Origin of the sequence: Microseira wollei NIES-4236 (assembly GCF_020521235.1) — a bacterium.
GTDB classification, from domain to species: domain Bacteria; phylum Cyanobacteriota; class Cyanobacteriia; order Cyanobacteriales; family Aerosakkonemataceae; genus Microseira; species Microseira wollei.
This window is the reverse complement of the sequence record NZ_BLAY01000309.1, coordinates 1-6,586: the sequence shown is the minus strand read 5'-3', so window position 1 is coordinate 6,586 and position 6,586 is coordinate 1. Positions and strand designations below refer to the sequence as shown.

9 protein-coding genes are annotated in these 6,586 nt (G+C 44.8%); all 9 read right to left on the bottom strand.

The features are described from left to right. Window positions 1–211, bottom strand: a 211-nt coding sequence (locus MiSe_RS46855) for a hypothetical protein (protein ID WP_226593889.1), incomplete at its 3' end; no start/stop codon positions are given. 176 nt (window positions 212–387) lie between these two features. Next, window positions 388–825, bottom strand: a complete 438-nt coding sequence (locus MiSe_RS46850; protein WP_226593887.1) for a nitrogen fixation protein — start codon at window positions 823–825, stop codon at window positions 388–390. A gap of 42 nt (window positions 826–867) precedes the next feature. Beyond that, window positions 868–1,167: a hypothetical protein gene (locus MiSe_RS46845; RefSeq protein ID WP_226593885.1), complete on the bottom strand. Its 300-nt coding sequence runs from the start codon at window positions 1,165–1,167 to the stop codon at window positions 868–870. Window positions 1,168–1,301: 134 nt separating this feature from the next. Beyond that, complete coding sequence (locus tag MiSe_RS46840; protein WP_226593883.1) at window positions 1,302–1,661, bottom strand: hypothetical protein; 360 nt, start codon at window positions 1,659–1,661, stop codon at window positions 1,302–1,304. 138 nt (window positions 1,662–1,799) lie between these two features. After that, window positions 1,800–2,168, bottom strand: a complete 369-nt coding sequence (locus MiSe_RS46835) for a hypothetical protein (RefSeq protein ID WP_226593881.1) — start codon at window positions 2,166–2,168, stop codon at window positions 1,800–1,802. A gap of 494 nt (window positions 2,169–2,662) precedes the next feature. After that, a complete protein-coding gene (locus MiSe_RS46830; RefSeq protein ID WP_226593879.1) occupies window positions 2,663–4,384 on the bottom strand; it encodes an alpha-amylase family glycosyl hydrolase in 1,722 nt (573 codons plus the stop codon). Window positions 4,385–4,753: 369 nt separating this feature from the next. Continuing rightward, window positions 4,754–5,449, bottom strand: a complete 696-nt coding sequence (locus MiSe_RS46825) for a Uma2 family endonuclease (protein ID WP_226593877.1) — start codon at window positions 5,447–5,449, stop codon at window positions 4,754–4,756. Window positions 5,450–5,749: 300 nt separating this feature from the next. Continuing rightward, a complete protein-coding gene (tnpA, locus tag MiSe_RS46820; RefSeq protein ID WP_226593876.1) occupies window positions 5,750–6,193 on the bottom strand; it encodes an IS200/IS605 family transposase in 444 nt (147 codons plus the stop codon). A gap of 151 nt (window positions 6,194–6,344) precedes the next feature. Then, window positions 6,345–6,586: hypothetical protein (locus tag MiSe_RS46815; RefSeq protein WP_226593874.1), on the bottom strand; the 242-nt coding region annotated here is incomplete at its 5' end.

The window sequence follows — 6,586 nt, the reverse complement described above, 5'->3', positions numbered from 1 at the left end:
TAGTAAGTGTTTTAATTAACCCAACAATATGCGGATGCCGTGTCCTTAATATTAAGCGTAGGGACACGGCGTTAGTAAGTGTTTTAATTAACCCAACAATATGCGGATGCCGTGTCCTTAATATTAAGCGTAGGGACACGGCGTTAGTAAGTGTTTTAATTAACCCAACAATATGCGGATGCCGTGTCCTTAATATTAAGCGTAGGGACACGGGGTTAGTAAGTGTTTTAATTAACCCAACAATATGCGGATGCCGTGTCCTTAATATTAACGTATAATAGCTAATGGCTAATCGTAGATATCGAAAATATTCCCATGAGCAATTAGCAATTAGCGATTAGCTATTTGGATGCCCTCAAAAATCCGCACTTCACTTTCCAGATGAAGTTAACTTACCTTGGGTGTCGCCGCTTCGCGCATGAGTTCAGATGGCTGGTAATTATCCGTAATTACTTGGGGACAGCGCATACAAGCTGCTTTGCCTTCTTGCTTCCACCACCGACAATCTCGGCGGATAGAACAAGGGGGCAATTCTTCTGCTACTGCTGGCAATTTCTCTACAACTCGCATTGCCAAACGGCAATCTTTGCCATCAAAATGCTGACAACCTTTAGTTGCACAAGGTGCCGCTGTGCGAAAAATTTCGGCGGGTGTAACTGGGCTGGCTTTTGCGATTAATTCCTCCGTAATGGGGAGGGGTTGTTTGAGATAAGCAACGCGGGGATCTGCTACTGTTCCGCCAATTACCCCGAAGACAACACCATCCTCTGATTCTGGTCTGGCACTGGGGCAAAGCGTAGTTGTATCAACAACAATGTCTTTCATAAACTCAGCCTCTACTAAAAAGAATTTTTAACACTTGAAGGCTTAAACTAGAGGCACTTCTTTGTTTGGTGGTGGGGCAATTTTCCCCATTATAAGCGGCGTACAAATAAACTTAATGCGTAGCTTTGTAAACTCAATCGGCACGCAAATAGGATCCTTGGGCAGATAAATAGGATCTGCCTCTTCTAATACAATACTTTCAGTCTGACCCCCCGCCACTCTTGCCGCTTCCTCATCAGACAAAGTTTCCCAGCCGCTGCGTCTGGCGATCGCATTGGCAACGGCATCATCAATCAAGTCATTAATTTCAATGCCGCTGTAACTTATTTTGTTTGGGTTCATTTTGTACCTGCCTGTTAACTTGTGAATCTAGTGAAGATTAATTGATGTCTTGAACGGTTGCTTGGCGCTAGCTGGCAGTTTTCCATCAATTAATCCTCGATTGCAGAGCCTTTTTTCCAATTGAAGGTTGATAATTAAGCCAATTCAGCAGGCATGGCTATCAACCCAGCTATAACTGGCGGATAGCAAGGTTTGGGTGGACAAGGCTGAGGCGGACAAGGCTGAGGCGGATAAGGCTTAATCGGGGGACAAACCGGATCGATGGGCAAACAAATTGGCTTGGTGGGTAGCGGATAGATTGGCTTAAATCCTGCGATCGCCATATCGTCTATCGCCATTTCACTTAGTACTATCCCACCACCGGCAACGCTTGCTGCTTCTTCGTCAGACAAATCTTCCGAGAATCCTCTGCGCGCCATCGCATTTGTCACAGCATCATCAATCAGGTCATTAATTTCAAATTGACTGCTGGGCTTTCTTTGATTTGGGTTCATTTTTACCTTCCTGTTAACTTGTGAATCGAGTGAAGATTAATTGCTGTCTTGAACGGTTGCTTGGCGCTAGCTGGCAGCAATGTTTTCCATCAATTAATCCTCGATTGCAGAGCCTTTTTTACAATTGAAGGCTGATAATTAAGCCAATTCAGCACCTTTGTCTGGTATGTACATCAACCCAGCTATAACTGGCGGATAGCAAGGTTTGGGTGGACAAGGCTGAGGTGGACAAGGCTGAGGCGGATAAGGCTTAATCGGGGGACAAACCGGATCGATGGGCAAACAAATTGGCTTGATGGGTGGCGGACAGATAGGCTTATATCCTGCGATCATCATATCGTTTATCGCCATTTCAGGTACTGCCAACCTACCACCGGCAACGCTTGCTGCTTCGTCGTCAGACAAATCTTCCGAGAATCCTCGGCGCGCCATCGCATTTGTCACAGCATCATCAATCAGGTCATTAATTTCAAATTGAGTGCTGTGCTTTCTTTGATTTGGGTTCATTTTTACCTTCCTGTTAACTTTTGATTCGAGTCAAGATTAACTGATGTCTTGCACCCCCTGACAAAAGAAAGGAGACAGAAGCTGCTTCGCTTTGATCGGCTTGCAGCAACTGCTTATAGGTCAACGGTCAATTGTCATAAAAAAAGATATTATGACAACTGATTTATCACCACTGAACCGCAACATAAAAGAGGTGTAAGACTCAGTTGTTGTATGACTTATTAGACAAGATAACCAAACGCAAGAAAGCCGTGTTGCCACTTTGGCAACCTTTTGACGCAAACACCAAAGTTTCTCTGAAAAATCGTTGATGGCAACGAAAGAGCGCAGCCAGAAACAAAGGTGATAGTATAAGAAACCGGGTTTCTCTGAAAAATCGTTGATGGAAACAAAAGATATGCCTCCGGCACGCTACGCGAACGCAGCCAGAAACCCGGTATCTAGGATTGTTGGTAAAATTTTTAGGGTGCTATAATATGCACCCTACTGCCGATCTACTGCAAAATTACGAACTGCATGGGTTCGAGTTCTAGTTGGATAAAACGCGATTCATTATCGGCATGTTTTTGGACGGGGACAGTTCCCTGCTTTCCGTAAATAAACTTCATATTATTGCCCGGTTTGTTGTGGATATCGCTATCGACAATAACGAAATCGTTGCGACGTTCTGTAGTGGATGTATTGTAAGCAATTAAAACTTCCTCGCCAGCGAGGATGCGCGAGAATGCCAGGGTGCAAGGTTGACTTTGGGGTAAGCCAAAATCGCGACCGTTGCCGGAAATTTCTCGGAAATACATGCGCCCGAAGCGCAGGGCTGCAATTTGTGGAAATAGTTTGGCTATTTTGGCAATTTCTTGATAAATTATGCAATTTCGATTCAGGTAGTTAACTTCAGGATTATCCAAGTCAAACATGGCTTCCCGAATAAATTTATCATCGTTGCCTTTGCCGGAAAATCCCTGTTCCGTCCCGTAATAAATGCAGGGCGTTCCGATTGCACAGAGCAAATATCCAATTGCTGCAATTACTTGTGCGTCCGGGGTATCGGCTGCAAACCTCCGCTTGTAATCTTGCCCAATTTGGTCGTGATTATCGACAAAAGTTACCAGATAGCGCCCTAATTCTCCCCGCGTTAGGGCATGATTCCTCAACGCTTCATAGCGGTTAATTAAATTCATCGGAGAACTAAAGCCTTTAATGACGCCGGGAAGCGACCAGTAAAGGGGAAAGTCTAAAACAGAATTTAACCCAAAATAGACGGTTTTGTTATTGACTTGGGTGGGAGTATTGGGGCCAATATAGCGGTTAATTGCATCATCTCCAGCGACGAGTTCTCCGAATAGGAAAAACCAGCGTTTGCCCAGGCGGTAGGCATACTCGCGAATACTGGAACAAAAGCGCGCAACGGCAAGTTCTCCCATGTGTTTGACTGCATCGATGCGGAACCCATCAATATCGGCTTCGCGCATCCAATAACAGTGGGCTTTGATTAAAATATCTTGGAGAATCAAACCATCTGGGTCGTCATCGTTATGGAAGCCTTTGAGTGAGAAAAAGTCGCCGTGTTGGGTTTCTGGATAGGCATCCCAGTTGCGAATTTCGCCGCGACGGTGGTAGTAATTTGGGTTTTGTAATTCGGTGGGGATGGGACGATCTGGGCGGCGCAATCCACCAAAGGGAAATTGTCGATCTTTGTAATAATAATAGGGATAGTCTCCTGGATAGTACCAATTATCGCCAGAGTGGTTGACGACGACATCGAGAAAAACCCGCATGTTTCTGATGTGTGCAGCGAATACTAAATCGATTAAGTCTTGCTTGGTGCCAAAGCGGGGGTCAATTCTAAGATAGTTTTGAATGGCATAACCGTGATATTTGTCTGAGTTGTAATCAAGTTTGCCGTCTTTTTCAAATGCACCGTTATTCTCGAAAATAGGACTCAACCAAATGGCGGTGCAGCCAAGGTTTTTGATGTAATCTAAATGATTGGTAATGCCTTCGATGGTGCCACCGCAAAATCTTCCTAGTTGTTCGCTATTGCCGCTACCTTTTGAGCGATCGCTTTTCAGCAGGGGTGCGCGATTGAGACTGTCGTGGAACCGATCCACCATGATAAAATAGATAAACTCTTCCCGCCATTCGCGATCGATGTTCCAGTATTGCTTGCCGGGAATTGGCGTCAAGTCAAGTTCGGCAATTGAAGTTGGTTCTCTCATGGTACAATCCTCAAGTATTGGAAAATCGTAGATGCACCGTGGAGCGGGTTAAGCTATCTTCCCTCTATCTGTAGAGTAGGTATCACCCATCCAATTTTCACGCCCATTAATTTAAAACAGCGTGTCTCTCTCTATTTTCCTTATCGTTATGGGGTGTTTGAGTAAAGCTTTCGTGAAGTTGCGTTTAGGATTAATGAAGATATTTTCTCAGGTGGGAGAATAGCCAGAAATAAATTTCTGACTTAAAGCTAAAATCCTTTAAAACGGTTTGTATGTAGGGACAGAAAGCGCAGCAGCGTGCCTTTAGGCATCTCGCGGTGGTCCAGGCGATATGCCGACCGCACGCTGTGCGCGCGATCGCTCGCTCAATTAGAATTGTTCTGGGTCGATGCCTCGTTTTCGCAATTTCTCTATCAATGCTTGATAGCGTTGCTGTTCTTGTTCTAGTTGTGCGAGCGCATTTTCAGCACGCTGACGTTCCTGTTCTCTGAGTTGATCTAGTTCAACAGGCGTGAGAAACTTTTGTCCATCCGGGCGATAAATTTCCAGGGTGTCTTCTTTCAATTCAAATCTGATGCCTAACCTTGGACTGATAAAACTGTTTATCTGTTCGATTGGTTCTAATAAGTCTCCCTCGCGCAGAAAACCTGACAATTCTATTTTGTCTGGCTCGTAAATGTAATATTCTTCGACTCCATAGACTTGATAAAAGATAGCCTTTTGTGTCATCTTTCCGGCGCGATTGCCTGGAGAGAGGATTTCAAAGGCAACTTGCGGGGGAATATTATCTTCTTCCCATTGTTTGTAGGAACCTCGGTCGCCTTTTGGTCTACCAAAAACTACGATTGCATCGGGTGCTTGGCAGAGTTTATTATTTCCTTCGACGGGATACCAAAGTAAATCGCCTGCGACGAAGACATCAGGATTGTTGGCAAACAATATTTCTAGATTTTCTTTGATTGTGACAATCCAGCGAAATTGTTTGGTATTGTCTGACATTGGTTCTCCGTTGTTGTCTGGGTAGATTATTTCTTTTGTGGTTTGGGTGGGGAGTTGTTGTACCATAACCGTTTGTGGCTATTAGGATATGATTTTGATCTTAGCTTGTGGGGATTTGAGGGAGCGATCGCGCTGGTCATTGCTGTAAATTTGTGGTGGGAGCGATCGCACTGGTCATTGCTGTAGATTTGTGGTGGGAGCGATATGCCAAGGGCTAGCTGCGCGAACGCGCTTTTCCCAGCCCGCCAGGGAATAAATTCCAAGGGCTTTTAGCGAAAGTCCGTTAAAACAAACTGAAAACTTTCTAATTAATCGGTTTTAACTCGGAGCTGCTGAAAGTATTGCCCGAGGGTGCATTTACATATTTCATTTAGGAAGCCAAAGGGATGGGGAATCATCTTCATGATTAGATTCTTCCAAAGAGGCTACAGTCGTTTTGTTTAAATGATGTGTTTTCTGATTTTGAACATAAGCTACAGCTTGCTCCAGTTGCTTACCTCCCAGAGAAAACACACCATATCCCTCTTGCCAACCAAATTTATCTGAGGTAGGGGACAAGCTATGGTTCAGATAATGGGCGCTACTCCCTTTAATAGTTTTAACAAAATCAGCAATAGATAGCTTTGGTGGAATAGAAACCACAAGATGAATATGATCTTCTATGCCATCAATTGCATGAACAATACAAGCTAGAGAATCAGCTTTGCCAATAATGTAATGGTAAAGTATAGTTTCTCTGTCATGATTAATCAGAGGTTGACGCTGTTTTGTTCCCCAAACAAGATGGTAGTAAAGTCGCCAGAGAGCCATGAATAGTTTTCCCTATCGTTTAGGGTAGTTTGCCCAATTTTTTCGCTTGTGTAACAGTCCGCCAGGGAATAAATTCCCACAGCGAGTAGCGAAAGTCCGTTGAAACGGACTGGTTTGATGGCATTTAGTCGGTTTTAACCGACTTGAGCTATTAGCCAGTGGTTTTAACCACTGGCGGATTGTTGCGACTGATGCAAGCTCTCAACCTTAAGATCTCAACCGATTGAAATCTTGCACCTTTAGCATTAGCCCGCCAGGGAATCATCGCCCGCCAGGGAATCATCGCCCGCCAGGGAATCATCGCCCGCCAGGGAATCATCGCCCGCCAGGGAATCATCGCCCGCCAGGGAATCATCGCCCGCCAGGGAATCATCGCCCGCCAGGGAATCATCG